Source organism: Candidatus Poribacteria bacterium (assembly GCA_021162805.1).
Classification (GTDB): domain Bacteria; phylum Poribacteria; class WGA-4E; order B28-G17; family B28-G17; genus JAGGXZ01.
In genome coordinates, this window is sequence record JAGGXZ010000190.1 from 53,661 (window position 1) to 73,851 (window position 20,191).

Below are 20,191 nucleotides of genomic sequence, written 5' to 3' on the forward strand. Positions count from 1 at the left end.
CGGAGGACAAGCATGAGGATCGAGGAAATCACCATGATACTGTTTCTGCTCGTGGTGGTTCCAAAGATGGCTGTTTCCTCGCTTGATGAAGGGATCTGGCCGCTTCCGGAATGGTCCCGCGCCACACCGTCGGAGATGGGTCTGGATGAGTCTCTGCTGCGTCGAGCTCGGGATTATGCGCTGAGCGGCGGTGGTTCGGGACTCATTATCCGGCATGGCAGGGTGGTTATGGCTTGGGGCGATCCGAAGCGGCTCTACGACCTTAAATCCACCACGAAATCCATCGGTGTCACGGCCCTCGGCCTGGCCATCAAGGACGGCAAAATGCGCTTGGACGATAAGGCTATCAGATATCATCCAAGCTTGGGCGTGCCGCCCGAGAGCAACCGTAAAACCGGCTGGCTCAACGAGATCACCATCCTTCACCTTGCAACACAGACGGCGGGTTTCGCCAAGCCCGGGGGATACACCGAGTTGCTTTTCGAGCCGGGGACGATGTGGCATTACAGCGACAGCGGCCCGAATTGGCTGGTGGAGTGCATAACCCTTGTTTATCGATGTGACCTGAGGGACCTTCTCTTCGAGCGTGTGTTCACGCCGTTGGGCATCAAGCCGAGCGATCTGAAATGGCGTGAAAACGCCTACCGTCCACACACCATCAACGGCATCAAACGACGGGAGTTCGGTTCGGGCATCAGCGCTGATGTGGACGCGATGGCTCGTATCGGCTATCTCTATCTGCGCGAGGGACGGTGGAGCGGGAGACAGATCCTCCCGAAAGAGTTCGTAGATACCGTTCGCAGGCCCGTACCCGATTTGATCGGTCTGCCCGAATACGATCCCGAAAAATACGGCAACGCCTCCGATCACTATGGTTTGCTCTGGTGGAACAACGGCGATGGCACATTACCCGGTGTTCCGCGCGATGCCTATTGGTCGTGGGGATTATACGACAGTTTGATAGTGGTTATCCCTTCCCTCGATATCGTGATTGCCAGGGCGGGGAGATCCTGGCAGCGCGGTTGGGACGGCCATTACGATGTCCTCAAACCCTTCCTGCAACCGATTGTCGCTTCCGCTCGAAAGGAGCGATCAAAAGTTAGCATCGTCCCTTCATCGTTCGACTTCATTATCGCCGATCCCAGACATCCTCAATGGCTCCGCCACAGGGACGGCCGTCCTTTTTTCATGTGCGGTCCTGGCGATCCGGAGGATTTCCTCTATCGTGGTCGGCTCAATCCCGATGGCACGCGTAACGGCGATCAGATGGAGCTTATCCATAAGTTGAAGGACACAGGCGCTAACTGCATCTATCTGATGGCCGTCCGCTCACATGGCGGCGATGGGGATCAAACGCAAAATCCCTTTATAGACCACGATCCGGCGAAGGGGATCAACCACAAGGTGCTCGATCAGTGGGAAACCTGGTTCACCGAAATGGACAGAAACGGCATCGTCATCTTCTTCATCTTCTATGATGACAGCGCTCGGATCTGGGACACAGGAGATGAGGTGGAGGAAGCTGAGCGTGAGTTCATCCATACACTCGTCGATCGTTTCGAGCATCATAGAAACCTGATCTGGTGCGTGGCGGAAGAGTATCAGGAGGCATTCAGCCCGGAGCGAGTGAGACGCCTTGCCGCCGAGATCCGAGCTGCCGATGAGTATGACCATCCCATAGCCGTTCATAAGCTGCATGGGCTGGATTTCTCGGAGTTCGCCGATGATCCGAACATAGATCAGTTCGCCATACAATACAACGTGAAGACGGCTGAAGCCCTACATCATGGGATCGTCACCGCCTGGAGGAATGCTGCCGGGCGGTACAACTTGAATATGGCGGAGGCGGCGAACTTCGGCACAGGCGCGGAACTGCGACGAAAGCTATGGGCCTGCGCTATGGGAGGCGCATATGTGATGGTCCTGAGGATGGATATCGCCCATACACCGCCGGACGATCTAAAGGCATGCGGACACCTGGCGCGTTTCTTCGAGTCCACCAACTTTTACGAGATGGCGCCTCACGATGAGCTGGGCTGCGGGGACACCGAATACGTGCTGGCCAAGCCCGGCGAGAGCTACATCGCTTATACCTCGAGAGGAAAGGTCGGGATCGGATTGAAGGGGATGACAGCCGGTACTTACACGTTCCGATGGTTCGATCCCATAACGGGAAAGAGCGTCGTTCAGAGCGACGTCCAGGTTAAAGGGGGCGATCAAACCTGGCCTCGACCCTCAGGGATCGGATCTGAGGTGGCGGTCTACATCTACTGGGAGGTAAAATCGAAAGGCCAATAACCGCGAACAGGCCGGCGCCGGACACCGCTCATATCTCGGAGCGACTCGGCGGGGACTGGCATATGTAGATCACACCTGGATAGGGCAGGAACTTATACACCCGATGGATCGCTGAGATATTATACCCTGTTTCAAGCAGTTTCCCTGTGAGCCAGGCCGAGTCGGGATAGAACATCCTTCTACCCGAAAGAACCTTTTCCTCAAGCAAGGCGAATCTGTATTTCCAGGCGGGACGGTGATCGTTGGTCTTGATTATGAGATAGCCTCCTGGTAGAAGCGATCGGCGACATCTGATCAACAGCTCCGTCTGTTTCGGGGGCGATAGATATCCGATGGAATCGATGAGCAGAAAGACGGAGACATCTCTGAAATCCTGACCCATCATATCGCACCTTAGTAACGAGATGTTATCGAGGGATGAAACCAGGCGGCGGGCGATCCGGAGCCTTGTCTTATCAAGGTCGACGGCGATAAACTGACAGTCCGGGCGTTGCTTTGCCAGCATAATCGCAACAGTTCCATATCCCGCCCCCAGATCCACAATCAATCCCCTGCGAGGGATAAAAGGAAGGATGTAGGGGATCAGAGGCGGAACGAATATGTATCGCCTGGCAAGAAGGCGCAATTGGTGTTCCGCCCTCTCGATCAACCTATTCTCTCGATCCCTCCCATGTAAGGTCTGAGAACCTCAGGGATCAGTATGCTTCCATCAGGCTGCTGGTAGTTTTCAAGGATGGCTATAACCGTTCTAGGCAGGGCCACGCCGGACGCGTTGAGAGTATGAACGTATTCCGGCTTCGTCCCCTTCTTCCGTCTGAAACGTATGTTCGCCCTTCTGGCCTGAAAATCCTCGAAGTTGCTGCATGAGGAGACCTCCAGGTATCTGCCGACGCCGGCAGCCCATGCCTCAAGGTCGTAACATTTGGCGGCAGCAAAGCTCAGGTCGGCGGTACAAAGCTCGACTACGCGATAGGGCAACCCCAAGAGCTGAAGAACCTCCTCGGCATCGTGAAGGAGTTTTTCGTGCTCCTCATAGGATGTCTCTGGGAGAACGAATTTGACGAGCTCCACTTTATCGAACTGGTGAATCCTGATCAACCCTCGCGTCTCGCGGCCGTAGGAGCCAGCCTCCCTCCGGAAACAGGGGGTATAGGCGGTGTAGTAGATGGGAAGCCTCCCGCCATCTATGATCTCATCGGCGAAGATGTTGGTCACGGGAACTTCAGCGGTGGGGATGAGGAAAAAATCGTCCACCTCACACCGATACATATCCTCCTCCAGCTTTGGGAGCTGTCCTGTGCCGGTCATCGTCCTGCGATTGACCAACAGCGGCGGGGAAAAGATCTCGGTATATCCATGTTTCGACGTATGAAGCTCCAGCATGAAGTTTATAAGCGCCCTTTCAAGCTTAGCGCCCAGTCCTTTGAACATGACGAAGTTCGATCCCGCCAGCTTAGCCGCCCGTTCAAAATCAACAATGTCATGTATGGCGGCGAGCTCCCAGTGGGGTTTGGGTTCGAAGTCGAACTGTGGCTTTTCACCCCATTCCCTGACCACCACGTTATCCGTCTCGTCTTCGCCGACGGGAACGCTTTCGTGAGGAATGTTGGGGATCATCAGGAGCAGATCATCGATTTTCCTTTTAAGCTCTCTCTCCTCATCTTCGAGCTTCCTGACCCTTTGTGAGACCGATTTCATCTGTGAGATGATCTCAGATACGTCCTTTCCCTCCTTTTTGAGCCTGCCGATCTCTCTGGAGAACTCCTTCTGTTTTCCCCTGAGCGATTGAAGCTCGGTCAGAATCGAGCGCCATTCTCTATCGCGCTCTAAAAGCTCATCCAGTGGAGCCTCGGTGTTGCGCTTCCTGAGAGCATCCCTGACCATATCGGGGTTTTCCCTTATGAACTTCAAATCAAGCATCTCAATCCCTCCGGAGCAAGGCTATCCCTTTATAACTCCTAACGGCCTCATCCGGGCAACTCTCTTCGATATGCCTGCTCCATGTGCGGTGTTGACCACCTCATCGACGTCCTTATACGCGTCGGGCATCTCCTCAGCCAGCGTCTCCCTACCGGCCGAACGCACATATATGTCCTGCTCCTCCAGTTCCCTCTGGATGTTTCGGCCCCTGGCCGTTCTGATAGCCTGTCTTCTGCTCAGGACCCTTCCGGCGCCATGGCAGGTTGTGCCGAATGCCTCCTTCATGGCGAGCTCAGTTCCAACCAACACGTATGAATGGGTGCCCATATCTCCTGGGATGATGACCGGCTGGCCGATGGATCTGTATCTCTCAGGGATATCAGGATGCCCGGGCGGGAAAGCTCGCGTAGCACCCTTTCGGTGAACGCATAGAGTAACCTTCTTCCCGTTAAGATCATGTTTTTCGATCTTGGCGATGTTATGGGCGACGTCGTAGACCAAATCCATCCCCAGCTGTGAATCGCTCATGGCGAAGAATTTCTGGAAGACCTGGCGCGTCCAATGCATCAGACACTGTCTGTTAGCCCAGGCGTAGTTGGCCGCGCAGGCCATTGCGGCGAGATACCTCTGCCCTTCAGGGGAGTTTACAGGAGCACAAACGAGCTGTCTGTCGGGAATGGAGATGCCGTATTTTTGCGGAACCCTCGACCAGGCTTTGATCGTGTCGTCGCAGACCTGATGACCGAAGCCGCGCGAGCCCGTGTGGATCATGACGGTGATCATTCCTTCCTCTAATCCGAGGAGTTCAGCGGCATGCCTATCGTATATCTTCTCGACGAGCTGAACTTCAAGGAAGTGATTTCCGGAGCCGAGGGTGCCGAGTTGATTTCTGCCGCGCTGATACGCCCTTCGAGATGGGGCCGACGGATCGGCGAACTCCAGGCAGCCGTTCTCCTCCGTGTAGAGTAGGTCTTCCGGCCTACCATAGCCGTTATCAACGGCCCATCTGGCACCCTTTTTCAGGACGTTTCTCATCTCAGACTCAGATAGCCTGATACTTCCTGTTGAACCGACCCCAGTGGGTATTCTCTCAAAGAGAGCATTTACCAGATCTCTGATCCTGTCCCTAACATCATCATATGTGAGATTGGTCCTGAGCAATCTCACGCCACAGTTATGGACGACGACGCCATTGGCTATGAAATTATGAGCTTCGTGATAAACTCCCACATCGTAGAATCTGTCGTAGTCCGGTTTAACGTGTTCGACTTTAACGATCCTGTCAGCAACGAAGCCACCCTCATAGCCGAGCTTATCCGCGAACTCCTCAAAAGTCGGAAAGCTCTGAGCTATCCTATTAGCTTTTTTAACCGCCTCCTTACGGATTCCCCTAACCCGCTCCTTCCTTTTCAGGTATTCATAACCTATAAGCCCTTTAACCTTCTTCTCGATAGCATATTCGTAGTTGATCAAACCCAAGAAGCGCTTTATATTTTCCTCTCCGACGATCGACAGCCTATACGTAACTCCGCCTCTGAGCGATTTAACAGGGTATATTATGCTCTCCACCTCGAATTCCCTGAGGAGATCTACGATATCTCCGAGGAAGGCGAGCAGATTTCCCTCCAGATCAGCATGTTTGGATTGCGTGAGATTTATCGGCAGAGGAGTGTAGCTTTTGAATTCCGGGATGCTTCCGTTCGCCCCGAAAAATCCGGCCAGGAAGTTCCTCTTGACCCATCTCGGGGCCCTTATAATCCACCTTGGAACGTTATATACCTGTTCCGTCTTTTTTCCAACAGGCATTCCAAGCTTATGCATGAACAGAGCAAAAGCCCCTGAGGTGATCTTAATCCTTGCTGAGCCGCTTTCGCCTTCATAGGTTCTCCCCCACGCGGTCTCTGTATGAAGGTTTCTCCCTCTGGTGTAGATCTTAGACGGTTTGATGCCGAGCTTCCTCAGATCCTTTCTAATCTCCTCGAGCTCCTCTCCCTTTCCGTAAAAGCTCAGAATCAGGCGCTTACCGCTTTCGAGATGTAAGCTCCCAGCCCCAAAGGCAAAGCCAAGAAGCCTCGCTATCGTTCCGATCCTCGGGTCACTCCCCCTAAGTGGAACAAGTCCTCTCTCCCTGTAATATCTCAGTATCTGTGTATCGTATCCATTGAAATCCTTCTCCGTCAGGATAAACTCAGGATCCTCCTCATACTCAAGGCCCTCAAACGGATAGACAAGAAGATAACCGCCTTCTTTAATTTCGCCGAGAGGCTTATATCCCTCGGGCGTAAGAACAGGATGGTCATCGCTTCCCTCAACGATCCTGTTGTTCTCGGTGGTTATCCTGATAGCGATTTCGTGTGATTCAACTTTCCTTTCCGCAACGAGTGATATCCTTGAGGAATCATTATGCCCTTCCTCGATATCATAAACCTTGAGTTCCTGGAGCTTGAACCTCTCAGGAAGATCCTCCACCTTCACCCAGTAGCCATGTTCGGTTAAAACCCTGGAATCAGGAGCGAGACAGTTGACATCATATCCGACACCGCCCGGGCTGATAATCCCTCCTTCCTCGGGATCGGTCGCCGCGACGCCACCTATTGGAAATCCATATCCCCAGTGTATATCCGGCATGGCAAGTGAGTATTTGACGATTCCGGGCAAGGTCGCGACGTTGGCGAGCTGAAGGAGGCTGTTATCGTTCTGAATATCTTTATAAAGCCTCTCGCTTGCGTAAAAGATCCCATCAACTCTCATCCCCGGCACGCTCCCTTTTGGGATGCGCCATTTATAGTTGGAGAGCTTCTCGACCTTGATCTTCGCCATATCGACACGCCCCCTGCTGCGGATATGAAAAAACCACAGGCCGCATCGGAAACGACCTGTGGCGTAAAAGGAAACTGGCGGGCTCGACGGGATTTGAACCCGCGATCTTCGGCTCGACAGGCCGACGTGTTAGGCCAGGCTACACCACGAGCCCACGATAAATATGGTAGGCGGGACAGGACTTGAACCTATGACCTACGGCTTGTAAGGCCGTCGCTCTAGCCACCTGAGCTACCCGCCCACCTAAGGCATATCTAGTATACAGTTAATCTAAAATTTTGTCAAGCCGAAACTTCCTCAAAGTCCAAGTGTTCACCGCACCTCCGATGGTTTAAAGGGCTGTTCTGCGATGGTAAGAGCCAATGATATATGTGACGTGATCGAGGTTAACGCCGAGCGGGTTGATGCTGACCGCATTTGTGGGCGATGGCATAAACGATGCCCCGTGATCGCAAGAGCAGACGTGGGGATCGCCATGGGAGGTATGGGCAGAGAGGCGGCCATTGAGGTGGCCGATGTGGTGATAGCCACGGACGAACCATCGAAGCTGGTGGAGGGCATCGAGGTAGCTCGGAAGACCAGGCGGATCGTGTGGCAGAACGTGATATTCTCCATCTCGGTCAAGGCGGTCTTTCTGGGACTGGGGTTTATGGGCATGGCGACAATGTGGGAGGCGATCTTCGCCGATGTGGGGGTGGCGATCCTAGCTATATTTAACTCATTAAGGGCGATGTTCAGAACGTAGAGGAGAGGCTATCAATTCCTCTATGTATCGATTCGCCCTCCTCAGCAGCTCATCGTTGAGAAATCTGGGGGGTATCTCCAGATATCGGTCTATGTTCGGAGATATCCCCAGGTCCTCGACAACGAAGGATCTATCGATCTCGTAGTCGAAGCTTCCATCCCAATCAACGTACCTCCAACCTGGGTAATCCCTGTATGCTGCCTCAAACAGCTTCCAATCCACGGTTGAATCCGCCGATATCCATCTCCCATCAAGCCACACGGCACAGAAGACGTGTGTGGTGATCGGCCGTGTAAGATCGAAGATCTCCGGTTCAGTTATAGGTCTGAGCACCTCCTTTTTGATCCTGAGCACGTGATATCCCGCGGGTATACCTAAATGCCGCAGGAGAGCGATCTGGAGGTTGGCCTTGTTCGCGCACATGCCATATCGTTTCTGAGCCGTTTGTGAGGCCTTGACGGCCCAGTAATCGAACCTATAGCATATCTCATCCCGCACCCAGTTGAAGACCGCCACCGCTCTTCCTCGATCATCTTTGATTTCCGTGAACAGCTCATCCGCGAGACGCCGAATGCATGGATGGCGATAGTCGCAGAATTTCGTTTCGGAGAGATAGGTTATCACATTTTCCCCGCCATCCCTCTGAGGAAGCTCAGTCCCTCTTCGGCGAAGACCTCGGCGCTGGGATTGATATCCCTCCATATTGCAGCCGCCTTGGCTATCTCTTCGATCCCCGGCACAAAGGATTCCAGCACGATATATCGGTCATATCCTATCTCGGCCAGCGCCTTGAAGATGCCGTCCCAATCCACATGGCCCGTTCCGGGAACACCTCTATCGTTTTCGCTGCAATGTAAATGCGCCAGCAGCTCCCCCGCCTGACGAATCGCCCCCGGCGGGTCTTTCTCCTCTATGTTCATGTGGAAGGTGTCAAGCAGTATCCTGGCGTTGGGGTGATCTATCTCCCTGACAAGCTTTATCATGTCGGAGGCGGTGTTTATGAAGTAGGTCTCGAACCGATTGAGCGGCTCCAGAGCCAGTATGACCCCTTTAGGAGCGGCGTATTCGGCTATCTCCCTCAGCCCTTCAACCGCCCGTCTCCACTCCTCCTGAGTTCTCCCCCTGCCGACGAGCTTGCCCACCACGCTATACATCGGCCCAACCAGCAGATCTCCCCCCAGATCTGAAAGTATATCCACGCACCTCTTCAGATACTCCGCGGCATTTCGTCTCTCATCCGGATCGTCGCTGATCATATCCCGTCCCGGAGCCATGATGACGCATCCGAGTATATCGAGTCCGCTTTCCCGAAGCGCCCTGCCGGTGGCCTTGATATCGACGGTGTCGGGGTCGAATATAGGTATCTCCACGGCATCGAAGCCCATATCCCCGACCATCGGTATGAGCTCGACCGATTCCGAGTCGAACTTATCCGTCCATAAAAGCAGATCTATGCCGAATTTGACCATTGTTAACCTCCCCTTTTTATATCTCCACCACCATCCCGTCATATGCCAACTCCACGCCCTCGGGGAGCATGGCGTTGGTGGTATGGTGATCGACGTCGTGGGTCATATGTACGAAAAGGGTCCTCTCAGGCTTTAACCTTTTGACGACCTCAAGGGCTTGAGAGATGCTGAAATGGGTGGGATGCGGCCTGAACCTAAGCGCATCCAGGATCAGCAGCTTCAGCCCTTTCATCCTCCCGGCCGTCTCCTTCGGAATGGCGCTACAGTCCGTGGCATACGCCACATCCCTGAACCTGTATCCGAGAATCTCCATCCTTCCGTGTAGAAGCTTAAGGGGGATTATCCTGAGCCCGAAGAGCTCAAACTCCCCTCTGATCACATGGGTCTCTATCCTCGGTATCCCACCGCCTATATTCTCGCCCCTGACGGCGTAATCGAAGACCCTCTCGATTCGGCGGATGGTCTCCTCGTTTCCGTAGCACGGTATCCTCATCCCTTGTATGTCCGAGAACCGCCTGAGATCATCCAAACCGTGGAGGTGATCGGCGTGGTGATGGGTGAAGAGCACGGCGTCCACCCGTCTGACGTTACACCTTATGGCCTGTATCCTCAGCTCGGGGGTGGTATCGACCAGGATGTTCCTGCCGTTATATGAGACGAGGATCGAGGTTCGAGTTCTCTTGTTTCTCTCATCGTTGGATCTACATACAGGGCAATCACAGGCGATCATCGGCACGCCGTGGGAGGTTCCCGTTCCCAAGAAGGTTATCTTCAGCTTTCCCATCCGACTTTATCCTCCGGCGAGCGCGGGAAGTATCGAGATGGAATCACCCGATTTCAGCGCTGTGCTCAGCCCTCCCTTCTCTCTGATATCCCTGCCGTTATGGTATATGTTAATATACCCCTTGAGCTCTCCCCTTTCGTCGAGCAATCTATCGCGGAATCCGGGAAATAACTCCTCCAGCCTTTCGATCACCTCCCTGAGAGTATGGGCTTCAACCTGAAGGGTACGCCTTCCTTGAGTTAATCTGCGCAAGGAGGTTGGAATGTGCACCTCGACGGGCATTCTCAAACCTCCTTTGCCTTAGGATATGATCCGAGGAACTTCACCATTGTGCAGACGGCTTTCAGATCTTCGGCGGCACACCTCATCGCCTCCTCCTCTATATGTCCCTCGGCATCCACGAAGAAGACATATTCCCATTTTCTTCCCGGGTGTGGTCTTGATTCCAGCTTAGTGAGGTTCAGCCCGTATTTGTAGAACTTCTCCAAGGCGTGCATCAACGCTCCCGCGTGATGTTTGACGGAGAAGATGAAGGATGTCTTATCGTCACCGCTCCGTTCGGCGTAGTGATGGCCGATGACCAGGAACCTCGTGGTGTTCCCGGGGTTATCCTCGATATGCTCTGCTAGCGGGTTGAGCCCATGTATCTCGGCAGCTAATCTGCTGGCTATCGCCGCCGATCCCTTCTCTCTGGCTGCTATCGCCGCCCCCTCAGAGGTGCTGGCGACGGGTATTCGGGGAAGATCTTTCAGGTGCTCATCCAGCCACTCCCTACACTGTGCCAGGGCCTGAGGATGGGAGTATACCCGTTTGATCTCCTCAAGGTCATGAACCTTTGAAAGCAGATGGTGATGTATGGGCATCAGAACTTCGGCACATATCTTGAGCTCCGTCGTCAGAAAAGCATCCAGCGTCTCAGCAACCGAGCCGCGGATGGAATTTTCTATCGCCACGATCCCATAGTCAGCCCGTCCTACCTCGACTTCTCTGAATATATCGGGTTGAGAGGCGATGGGGATGTACTCCGCCATCGAGCCGAAGTGTTTCAGTCCCGCCTCATGGCCGAAGCTTCCCACAGGGCCGAGGAAGGCGATCCTCAGAGGGCGTTCGAGGGCCCTTGTGGCGGAGATGATCTCCCGATAAACCGCCTCTACCGCCCTATCAGGCAGAGGCCCCCTGTTGATCCGGACGATCCTCTCCAGCACCTCCTTTTCCCTATGTGGCGCGTAGATGGGAGCGTTGAGCTGAGATTTAACCTCCTTGACCTTCAGGGCGAGCCTCACCCTTTCATTGAGCAGCTCCACCAGTTTCTCATCTATCTCGTCTATCGACTCCCTTATCTCCTGAAGGACATCCGACATGTTCACCTAGACCTCCGCCTTCTTCCATACCTCATCGAGGTATCGCATCGTCAGACTCGCCGCCTCCTCCGGCTCCAGTTTTCTAACCTTATCGCTGAACGGCTCAGGGGTCACGGGACCGTCGTAGCCTATCTGCTTGAGCGCCCTGAGGAATCCGATCAGATCTATAACCCCCGTTTCGCCCGGAAGACGCCTGATGCTATCTATCTGCTCGTCTATGGGCACCCCTTCGGGGGCGTCGTTTATGTGAACGTATACCACCTGTTCCGGTTTAAGCTTGGTTATCTCCTCGATAGTCCCGTATGATGTATACCAGTGCCAACTGTCCAACAGAAGCCCGACGTTACCCGTTCCTATCGCATCGCAAAGCTCCAACATGCCGTCCAGCGTGTGGATGAACTCGTATTTATGCCCCTGTCTGATCGTCTTGGGCCCGAGGAACTCCAGTCCGAGCCAGCAATCATGCTCCTTAAGTATCTCGGCTATCGGGCGGAACCTAGCGATGTGCCATTTGAAGTTCTCCTCGAACGGCCTTTCATCGGAGAAGGAGATGACCCAGGTGAAGACGCGCCTGCACCCTATCGCCGCCCCTGCCTCAGCCAATTTCGGCAGCCTTTCCAGATCCGCCTTGAATTTCTCCTCATCTCCCCGCCAGTTGACGGGCAGTCCCCATCCGCCCGGCTTTATCCCGGATTCCTCGAACATCCCTTTGACGTGATCCAGCCCCTTCTCCTGGATGAGGCGTGCGATTTCACCTATATTGACCTCCACGCCTTCGAATCCGGTCTTTTGGGCGAGCTCTATAGACTGAGCGAGATCGGCACTTATCCCTATAGCGCCTGGACTGAGATTCTTAAACATGTCTCACCTCAACACATCGGTGTTCGGTTTTATTGAATATACCCGATCCCCCACGATATGTCAACCTACTTCCATCGCTTTCCTCTCCCCTCTAACGCTCGTATATTCAAGCGGGGTTCCCCTTAGCCTCCTCGATCCATATCTCCCGGCCCTCGGCGGCGGACTGGTATAGGGCGTCGAGCGTGCGCATGACGTTGAGAACCTCTTCCCGCTTGACGATCAGCTCCTCCTCGCCCCTGAGAACTCTGATGAAATGCGCCGTCTCCTCCCAGTGGTCGCTGAACTCCACGTCTCTATCGGGTGGAATCTGGAAGGAGACGTTGACCTGATATCGACCCATATTGGTGACCAAGGTCAGGGGATCGAGTATCAACCCGCCCTCGGTACCCAGGATCATAGCGTAGTTGGCGTTCTGCGGTATGTTCGCCGCCCAGCTCGTCTTGAAGGCCACCGTGGCTCCGCCCTCCAGCCGAATGAACCCCACTGCCATATCCTCGACATCGAACTCGCGATGATCATATGGCCTCGGTGTGAGAACCCCCAAGGGAGCGCCGCTTTCGGCCAGTGAGGTGGCAAGCCCTTCATCCCTGTCCCCGAATTTCGTATAGGTCATGCTGCTCACAGCCACAACCTTGGGATTGCCCATAAGCCAGAATATCAGGTCGATCATGTGGACCCCCAGATCGTATATCGGTCCTCCGCCCGAGTGCTTCCTCATATGGAACTGACCCCATTTCGGGATCCCGCGTCGTCGCATGTAGTATGTCTCGGCGTAGTACATCTCTCCCAGCTTCCCCATATCGACGATCTCCTTAGCGGCTTTGGATCGGTTGGAAAACCGGGCGCTTTGCCCGACGAAGAGCACTCTGCCGGCAGCTTCCGCGGCGTCGAACATCTCAAGCGCATCCGCATATGAGGTCGCCACGGGTTTTTCGCAAAGGACATGGGCTCCAACCTTTAGAGCGGCGATGGTCTGCTCCTTGTGATAGGCGTTGGGCGTGCAGATGGAGACGATATCCGGCTTGACCTCTTCGAGCATCCTACGCCAATCGCTATAAGCGCGGGGTATCCCGTGTGTCTCAGCCACCAGTTTAGCCCTCTCCTCGAGGATGTCGGCCACGGCCACTATTTCCACGTCATCCTTTAAGTTCTTCCAGGCGGGTATGTGACCCGCGTTGGCGATCATCCCCGTGCCGATGATCGCCACCTTGAAACGTTCTCCGGACATCTTCTCCCCTCCTGATGGATTGATCTACTCAATGACCGTCTGTGAGAGCCCATAGTCAAGCAGTATCCTCTTTCGCGACTCAGCCCACTCTTTGGCGGGCGGCTCCAGACCCTTCAAGGGATATCTCCGCCCGATGCTCTCATATTTTGATTCCGCCAGCTTGTGATAGGTCAGGATCTGGATCTTCTCTACATTTTTCAGATCCGACAGAAAACGGCCAAGGGCGTGATAGTTCGAATCCTCGTCGTTATAGCCCGGCACAAGCGGGATCCGAATCCAGATTCGTTTTCCAACGCTATCCAACCGGCGGAGGTTCTCCAGTATCCGTCCGTTGGAGACCCCTGTTAGGGCCATATGACGCCCCTCATCCATATGTTTCAGATCGTAGAGAACGAGATCCGTATAGGGCAGGAGTTCCTCCAGATGCTCCCAAGGTGCAAAACCCGATGTGTCGAGGGCCGTATGTATCCCTTCTCCCTTGGCGGCTTGAAGCAAAGCGAGGGCGAACCGGGGTTGAACCAGCGGCTCTCCCCCGGAGAGGGTCATTCCGCCTCCGGACGTCTCATAGAAGGGCCGATCGGATAGAACCTCATCCATCACCTCCTCCACACTCACCTCACGACCGGCTATCCGCAGGGCTTCGGAGTAGCACTCCTCCACGCATATGCCGCAACCCAGACAGCGTTCCCACTCGATCAGGTGTCGGCTATCGACGAAACTATGAACGCCCTGAGGACAGAGATCGAGACATCGTCCACAGCCGATGCATCTTTGAGGGGTGAAGACCAATTGTGGCCTTCGGGATATCCCCTCAGGGTTATGGCACCAGAGACATCGCAGCGGGCACCCCTTGAGGAAAACCGTGGTTCGGATTCCCGGGCCGTCATGAACGGCGAAACGCTTGATGTCAAAGATCATCCCCACTTTAACCCTATTCCTCCCTGTCATGCAAAGGATGCGGCGTTTGTCCGATAAGGGCTAAATCGCCCTCCCCCCAAGTTCCTCCGCTGTTCGGACGAAAAACCGCACGTGTTCAGGTGAAATCCCATCAGCGATGTAAAGGGAAAGCACGGAAGCCCCGTTCTCGACCGCTTCCTCCATCACCTCTCTCATTCTGTCAAACCCCTCATTCACGTGAACGTGCTGAACGCGCCATCTCCACGGCATCTTGAGATGCCTTTTGAGCATCGAAGGGTGAAGCTTCGGGGCGTGAGACGGGTCAAACTCGGAAAGTCCTATCGTGTTGAGAAGCGGCAGGTGATCCTCCGACAGGTTTTCGCAATGTAGATATCGTCTCTGAGCGTCGAACGCATTGTATATCCGATCCCAAAACGGAAGGACGAATTCCCCCCAAAGCCCCGGCCCGATAAGGCTTGAGAGGTCATCGCAGATCCCATGGGATGGGCTTCGTTCAGGTAATCCCTCAAGTTGACGTGTGAACTTGATGAAGTCTATGATGGAGTTCGTGATCGCCTTAAGCAGCCGTTTGCTTCTCTCCGGCTCCTCGATAAGCTCGGCGTAAAGCTCCGTCCCGTAAAGCAGAACGGCGGTGGTTATCGGCCCTTCAACGCCAAGGTGAGTTCGAACGCGGCAACCTAAGATCTCCTCCATCCTCCTTGCAAACTCAAGTCTATCCTTAACCCATCTACAATCGACGAAGTTCACCGGACGTTCGACCGCCTCTATCGCCTCATCCAAGGATGAAAACCCGGCGGGTCTGACGTTCGGCTCCCCGTCCTCTTGAGGGAACTGGAGAACGGCTCCCAGGGCGGTCAGGTGGATGTAGGAGATCGGCGGCGTCATGGGAGAGGGCATGTGAACGAAGTCGCCATATCTCTCCCTTGCCGCCTTCACCCCCTCCGAATAACATCTCGCCGCCACCTCAGGTGAGAGGTACATGTCCTTGAACCTCTCATCCAGGACCCACGCTAATCCCTCATGGGTCATGCCGACGTAGTAACGAAACACGGTTCACCTCGTAGATAAACTCCAGGTTTTTTATCTCCTCCTGAGACTTTTAAATCATGCACCACCTGTGCAGTCCGCCTTTCCAATCATCATTCTACGTTACAAAGGGAGTGAAAGTCAACGCCTCATCTGCTCGATGGTTTTATCAAGAGCTCGATCTGAGGCCCCAAAAACGAGAGGAGTTATACTTGACAATCTAAATTTTAGATTCTAGGATATTATAGATCCTACAACGAAGGAGGAGATCGTATGCCTATTACCAGCCCGAACTCTATCAAGTCCTGCTATATCGCCGAGGTCTTGAAGGAGATGGGGTTTCCCGTGAAACCGGCTCACAATAGGCTAGGAGAGGAGAGGAGGGTGAAAACCCCTGAGAGGCTTAAGCCTTTTATCCGAAGGGCCGTTGAAGAGCTCCTCCGTGAGAGAGGTTCCTACTCCTATAAGGAGATTCAGAAAAGGGCTCTCGCCTTGATTGTGAAATCCCAGGAGGAGAGCGCTGTGAGAAGGACAAAAGGGCTCGTTGCAGAGGTGAGGGAACTCGTCAGGGAGATGGCCGATGACGAATCACTTTTCTACCTTGATTAATAGGTCCATCTTCGTGGATGCAAACGTGATCCTTTATCATCTCGGCGGGCTTTCGGATGATGCCACCTCTTTGCTTGAGATGGGGGAGAAAAAGCGTATCCGCCTTATCACCTCACTCAGGGTCATGGATGAGGTGTTTTTCAAGTATGCCTTGGCATCCGCCGCTAAAAGGTATGGGTGGAAAAGCAAAATACTTGAAAGACTTAGAAAGGATAAGGGGAAGGCCAAGGAGATCGCCGATGATATGGAGTTGCTGAAGGAACTATTCGATATCTTTGACGTCGTTGAACCTGCCAGATCGGATCTCCTGAGGATTATAGATATTCAGAGGGAGTACGGATTAATTGGGAATGATGCCCTTACGGTTGCCCTTATGAGACGGTACAACCTACGTTATATAGCCACAGCGGACTCGGATTTCCAGGCCGTCCCCTGGATAAGGATCGTTGAGGGCGATTGGCTTGGAGAATGTTTTCGGCGGGGTTGAAAACCCCGCCTTCAGCAAGAGAAGTTCTTACTCCCATGAGGAAAACGTAATGCGTGCAGACTGCACTTGCTCTTAAAGTGGTGTTGCTTCGCGACGATCTTTAAGATCGTATTGTCGCACTCATCCCCGCCCACAGGACAGGGCTTTTCGCGACATTGAGTAAACCCTCACCTGCAAGGTAAAATATTACCCTGATTCATCCCTCATTTCAAAAGGACCATCCTTCCTTTCTTTCTGAACGAACCAGCCTGAATCTGGTAGAGATAAACCCCACTTGCCACTTTCTCGCCCAGCTCGTTCCTGCCGTCCCAATAAGCGGCCTTACCTTTGTCGATGTAATAACCGGGTTTGAGGCGTCCAAGCTCTATTGTGCGGATCAAATTCCCGGCGGAATCGTAGATGGTGATCCTAACCTTCACCCCTGCCCTCTCGAAATCCGGCCTCGCTCCTGCAAACCAATCCTCTATCACCCACATCCTGAAGGGTTCGGCTGTGATCAGACACTCATCCCGATACCCCAGCTCATCCCAAAACCCTCTCATCCTTTCATCGGATATCCTCCCCCTTCCGCCCGGAACCATCCTGTCACACAGGCTTATCGGGAACGCCACATGACTTGAGAGCCACCCTTTGAACCGATCATCCAGTTGTCCCCTCCAGATATCCTCAACCATCCTCATGACTGAGTTCCGAACGACCCGTCCGTTATCGGAGACGTTATCCGTGTCGAGGACGGTGATCTTGGCCTCGGGGAAATGCAGCCATTGGGTGTATAGGATCTTCGTGAGCTTACCGATGGCGGATTTCGGGAATCCCTCGAAATCGGTGTCCGATTCGTCCGTCTTCACCCCCTGTTCCGTCACCACCATCAGTATGAGCTCCAGGGGGTGGGAAGAGACGGCCTTCATCACCTCCTCCCATTCCACCCTTGCCGCCAGCGGCTTCGCGATGCAGGAGATGATTCTATACCTGTAATCGGGCCGCTCCTCCGTCCCGGATACCGATACGAGGGTATACAGCCCGTCCTGGCGCTTGAGCAGCCTGGGGACCTCCACGGAGTTGGGCTGTACTGCTATGATCCTACCCTCGCCCAGGACGTCGAGGAAGTAATCCGCGTGACCCCTGATATACCCGCCTATGCCTATCTGGAGGTATTTGACGGGCAGATCAAAGGCGTTCTCCTTTGGGAGCTCGATGAACCTGTGGCTCTCCCTGAACTCTTCCCCCTCGACCAATGCCCTCGTCAGAAGGGGTAACTTCCCAGCCTTCATGCTGTTGCCCTCCTAATAACTTCGCTCATATTATCGTTAAGTGTAGCAGAGAACTGAGAGGTCAGAAATGCTTATTTCTCAGGGCGAAAAGGAAAGAGGAACCAGGAGCGGAAAACGTTACAACGTTAAGCGTTGAACGTGCAACGGATTTCCCTTCTCCTCGTTCCTCCTCATGGATAACCGCTACACTCAGGGGAAATAAGAGCGATCGTCATTTAAATGACGGCGAAGCCGAATGACTTAATGACTACAAATGACGGTTGAGCTGTGGACGGCGGACAATTGGCCATAGATACTACTACACTTGAAATAGCCCGAGAGATTTGATAACCTTAGCCTTGAGAATTTTTCAAGTGATAACCGATGAGCTTGAGGAGGTTGAGAGACTGATTCTCAAGGAGTTTGAGGGGTTCATATTCGATCTTGACGGCACGGTTTACCTCGGAGAGAGGCCGATCAAAGGCGCCAAAGAGGTCATTGAGAGCCTCAGATCGGACGGTAGAAAGGTGCTCTTCGTCAGCAATAAGCCTATAGCCACAAGGGAGTCATATGCCGAAAAGCTGACGGTGTTCGGCATAGAAACGTCGCCCGATGAGGTGATCAACTCCTCCCTCGTTCTGGTCAGATATCTCAGCAGGATTAAACCCGGCGCCAGGGTTTTCCCGATAGGGGAGAGAACGTTGATCGATGAGCTTGAAGGGGCGGGCTTTCGAATAACCGATGATCCGGAGGAGATCGAGGTGGTAGTGCTGGCGATGGACAGAACCTTCAACTACGCCAAGCTCCTGACAGCCTATCGAGCGGCGAAGAGAGGCGCTTTTCTCATCGCAACTAATCCCGATCCGACGTGCCCCATGGACGGGGGAGAGTTTCCCGACTGTGCCTCCATCATAGCTGCTCTGGAAGCTTGCTCGGGTAGAAAGGTGGAGGTGATCGTTGGAAAACCCTCACCCATCATGATTGAGGAGGCGATGAGGCGTTTAAACCTGCCGCCTCAGAGATGCGTTATCACGGGCGACAGGCTCAGCACGGATATCGCTATGGGAAAAAGCGCTGGCATCTTTTCGATTCTGGTGCTGACGGGAGTCACAAAACGGGAGGATTTGGAGAAATCCGAAGTTAAACCCGATCTCGTTTTAAACGGCATCTGGGAGATGTCCGAGCTTATCTGATATCTCCCAGATCTGATAGGAGGTTGGAGAAATGGGGAATATCCTTAGAATGGGAGTTATAGGAGTCGGGATTCAAGGTGAAACGCACGTTAAATGCCTCTCCTCTCTTCCAAATGTCAAGGTTGTAGCGATAGCCGATCCTAACGAATCCCGACTTAAGGAAATCGGAGATAGATATGAGATCAGGGGAAGATACACGGATTATCGGGAGATGCTCAAGAGGGAGGATCTGGAGGCTGTGGCGGTGGTAACGCCCGATCACCTGCACCGTGATCCCGTTTTGGCTGCGGTGGAGGCCGGCAAACACGTTCTGGTGGAAAAACCGCTCGCCACATCGGTTGAGGAGGCCGAGGAGATGGTCGAGGCGGCCAAAAAGGCCGGCGTCAAGATGATGGTGAACTTCTCAAACAGGTGGATGTCCTATATGGCTATAGCCAAGGAGGCCGTTGAATCGGGCGAGATGGGGGAACCGTTGTACGCTTACGCGAGGTTGAGCAACACGATCTACGTGCCCACAAGCATGATCGGCAGGTGGTCACGCCATACTAAGCTTCCCTTCTGGCTGATGAGCCATACGATCGATCGGGTCAGGTGGCTTTTCAACAGCGAGGTGGAGAGGGTCTATGCCGTGGCGAGATCGAAGGTGCTTAAGGGTATGGGGATCGATACCCCTGACTTCTACGCCGTCCTCGCCGAATTTGAAAACGGGGCGGTGGGTAACTTCGAGTCCTGCTGGGTTCTGCCTCAGACGCGCCCCACGGTGGTTGACTCGAAGATGGAGCTGATCTTCACGGCGGGAAGCATCTCGATAGATGCCCAGCAGACGATGATTCAAAAGGCCACCTCTCAATCCTTCTCGATCCCCGGCACGCTTCAGCTCGACGTATACGGCCATCCGGTCGGCTTCGTCGTCGAGGCGATCAGGCATTTCGTGGAGTGCGTGTTGAACGACGAGGAACCGTGGTCATCGGGCGAGGACGGGCTGAAGGTGGTGAGGGTTTCAGAGGCCATCGTCAAATCGGCGGAATTGGGGGAACCCGTAAAGGTCGAGACCGCTTGACGATGGACGATATCCGTGATCGCTCATGTTATCGCTGAGTGTAGTGGAGGTCTTTAAAGCTACCGTCCGCACCTTATAGGTCATTTATCTGATTGACTGACAAAACTCGGCTCAAATACAGGATGAAGGCAATCATCAAGCGGGAGAACCACACCTCCAATC

19 protein-coding genes and 2 tRNA genes are annotated in these 20,191 nt (G+C 53.9%); 6 read left to right on the top strand and 15 right to left on the bottom strand.

Features of this window, described 5'->3' with window-relative positions; genetic code table 11:
- The first annotated feature begins 12 nt into the window (after positions 1–12).
- The gene (locus J7M22_15575) at positions 13–2,298 is read left to right on the top strand and encodes a serine hydrolase (protein ID MCD6508027.1); all 2,286 of its coding nucleotides are present in this window, start codon (positions 13–15) and stop codon (positions 2,296–2,298) included.
- A 28-nt stretch (positions 2,299–2,326) separates the two neighbouring features.
- Here the strand turns inward: J7M22_15575 and J7M22_15580 are convergent, their stop codons facing one another.
- From J7M22_15580 to J7M22_15600, 5 genes are all read right to left on the bottom strand, one after another.
- Positions 2,327–2,923 (bottom strand): class I SAM-dependent methyltransferase, encoded by a 597-nt coding sequence (locus tag J7M22_15580; protein ID MCD6508028.1) that lies wholly within the window; start codon positions 2,921–2,923, stop codon positions 2,327–2,329.
- 20 nt (positions 2,924–2,943) lie between these two features.
- Positions 2,944–4,218 (bottom strand): serine--tRNA ligase, encoded by a 1,275-nt coding sequence (gene serS / locus J7M22_15585; protein ID MCD6508029.1) that lies wholly within the window; start codon positions 4,216–4,218, stop codon positions 2,944–2,946.
- Between the two features lie 21 nt (positions 4,219–4,239).
- On the bottom strand, positions 4,240–7,038 hold the full coding sequence (locus J7M22_15590; GenBank protein MCD6508030.1) for an RtcB family protein: 2,799 nt from the start codon (positions 7,036–7,038) through the stop codon (positions 4,240–4,242).
- Positions 7,039–7,113: 75 nt separating this feature from the next.
- A tRNA-Asp gene (locus tag J7M22_15595) sits at positions 7,114–7,192 on the bottom strand.
- 10 nt (positions 7,193–7,202) lie between these two features.
- Positions 7,203–7,279 (bottom strand) — tRNA-Val (locus J7M22_15600).
- 108 nt (positions 7,280–7,387) lie between these two features.
- Between J7M22_15600 and J7M22_15605 the strand changes: the two genes are divergently transcribed.
- Entirely contained in the window at positions 7,388–7,783 is a 396-nt protein-coding gene (locus tag J7M22_15605) for a hypothetical protein (GenBank protein MCD6508031.1), read from the top strand.
- On the opposite strand, the gene J7M22_15610 is transcribed toward J7M22_15605, so the two are convergent.
- From J7M22_15610 to J7M22_15650, 9 genes are all read right to left on the bottom strand, one after another.
- Entirely contained in the window at positions 7,760–8,407 is a 648-nt protein-coding gene (locus tag J7M22_15610; protein MCD6508032.1) for a transglutaminase family protein, read from the bottom strand. The genes J7M22_15605 and J7M22_15610 overlap by 24 nt on opposite strands.
- Complete coding sequence (locus tag J7M22_15615; protein ID MCD6508033.1) at positions 8,404–9,252, bottom strand: sugar phosphate isomerase/epimerase; 849 nt, start codon at positions 9,250–9,252, stop codon at positions 8,404–8,406. The genes J7M22_15610 and J7M22_15615 overlap by 4 nt, the downstream gene beginning before the upstream one ends.
- Before the next feature lie 16 nt (positions 9,253–9,268).
- Complete coding sequence (locus J7M22_15620) at positions 9,269–10,027, bottom strand: MBL fold metallo-hydrolase (GenBank protein ID MCD6508034.1); 759 nt, start codon at positions 10,025–10,027, stop codon at positions 9,269–9,271.
- Between the two features lie 15 nt (positions 10,028–10,042).
- Positions 10,043–10,318 (bottom strand): MoaD family protein, encoded by a 276-nt coding sequence (locus tag J7M22_15625; GenBank protein MCD6508035.1) that lies wholly within the window; start codon positions 10,316–10,318, stop codon positions 10,043–10,045.
- A gap of 2 nt (positions 10,319–10,320) precedes the next feature.
- A complete protein-coding gene (gene pheA, locus J7M22_15630; protein MCD6508036.1) occupies positions 10,321–11,397 on the bottom strand; it encodes a prephenate dehydratase in 1,077 nt (358 codons plus the stop codon).
- A gap of 6 nt (positions 11,398–11,403) precedes the next feature.
- Entirely contained in the window at positions 11,404–12,258 is an 855-nt protein-coding gene (locus J7M22_15635; protein MCD6508037.1) for a sugar phosphate isomerase/epimerase, read from the bottom strand.
- A 106-nt stretch (positions 12,259–12,364) separates the two neighbouring features.
- On the bottom strand, positions 12,365–13,486 hold the full coding sequence (locus J7M22_15640) for a Gfo/Idh/MocA family oxidoreductase (GenBank protein ID MCD6508038.1): 1,122 nt from the start codon (positions 13,484–13,486) through the stop codon (positions 12,365–12,367).
- A 24-nt stretch (positions 13,487–13,510) separates the two neighbouring features.
- On the bottom strand, positions 13,511–14,410 hold the full coding sequence (locus tag J7M22_15645; protein MCD6508039.1) for a glycyl-radical enzyme activating protein: 900 nt from the start codon (positions 14,408–14,410) through the stop codon (positions 13,511–13,513).
- A 54-nt stretch (positions 14,411–14,464) separates the two neighbouring features.
- On the bottom strand, positions 14,465–15,454 hold the full coding sequence (locus tag J7M22_15650; protein MCD6508040.1) for a hypothetical protein: 990 nt from the start codon (positions 15,452–15,454) through the stop codon (positions 14,465–14,467).
- Positions 15,455–15,703: 249 nt separating this feature from the next.
- Between J7M22_15650 and J7M22_15655 the strand changes: the two genes are divergently transcribed.
- Both J7M22_15655 and J7M22_15660 read left to right on the top strand, forming a co-directional pair.
- Complete coding sequence (locus tag J7M22_15655; GenBank protein MCD6508041.1) at positions 15,704–16,039, top strand: hypothetical protein; 336 nt, start codon at positions 15,704–15,706, stop codon at positions 16,037–16,039.
- Positions 16,011–16,526 (top strand): PIN domain-containing protein, encoded by a 516-nt coding sequence (locus tag J7M22_15660; GenBank protein MCD6508042.1) that lies wholly within the window; start codon positions 16,011–16,013, stop codon positions 16,524–16,526. The genes J7M22_15655 and J7M22_15660 overlap by 29 nt, the downstream gene beginning before the upstream one ends.
- Positions 16,527–16,729: 203 nt before the next feature.
- On the opposite strand, the gene J7M22_15665 is transcribed toward J7M22_15660, so the two are convergent.
- Positions 16,730–17,797, bottom strand: coding sequence for a hypothetical protein (locus J7M22_15665; GenBank protein MCD6508043.1), 1,068 nt, complete (start codon positions 17,795–17,797; stop codon positions 16,730–16,732).
- Positions 17,798–18,183: 386 nt separating this feature from the next.
- Between J7M22_15665 and J7M22_15670 the strand changes: the two genes are divergently transcribed.
- Positions 18,184–18,969: an HAD-IIA family hydrolase gene (locus J7M22_15670; protein MCD6508044.1), complete on the top strand. Its 786-nt coding sequence runs from the start codon at positions 18,184–18,186 to the stop codon at positions 18,967–18,969.
- A gap of 31 nt (positions 18,970–19,000) precedes the next feature.
- Positions 19,001–20,029, top strand: a complete 1,029-nt coding sequence (locus J7M22_15675; GenBank protein MCD6508045.1) for a Gfo/Idh/MocA family oxidoreductase — start codon at positions 19,001–19,003, stop codon at positions 20,027–20,029.
- Positions 20,030–20,191: the final 162 nt, after the last annotated feature.